Here is a 217-nt window from a genome sequence, read left to right as displayed (position 1 = left end):
ATCAGGAGGTGGTGGTCCCGGCCAACCTGATCAGCGAGCAGGGTACGGCGATCACGCCAGAGATGCTGCCGCTGATCGAGCTGACGCAGGGCGAGATCGACCGGATCGTCGGCACGGTGCCGGGTGGAGTCGGCAACATCCAGGACATTTATGGCTTGTCGCCGCTGCAGGACGGCATCCTGTTCCATCATCTGTTGGCCGGCCAGGGCGATCCGTA

Annotated in this window: 1 protein-coding gene; it reads left to right on the top strand. The window is 63.6% G+C overall.

What is annotated here, in order from left to right:
* The coding region (locus tag ACLFKU_RS45020) for a hypothetical protein (RefSeq protein ID WP_410853548.1) at positions 1–217 on the top strand (217 nt) is incomplete at both ends.

Origin of the sequence: Paraburkholderia sp. EG304 (assembly GCF_046543485.1) — a bacterium.
GTDB lineage: Bacteria > Pseudomonadota > Gammaproteobacteria > Burkholderiales > Burkholderiaceae > Paraburkholderia > Paraburkholderia youngii.
This window is presented reverse-complemented; position numbering and strand designations above follow the sequence as displayed.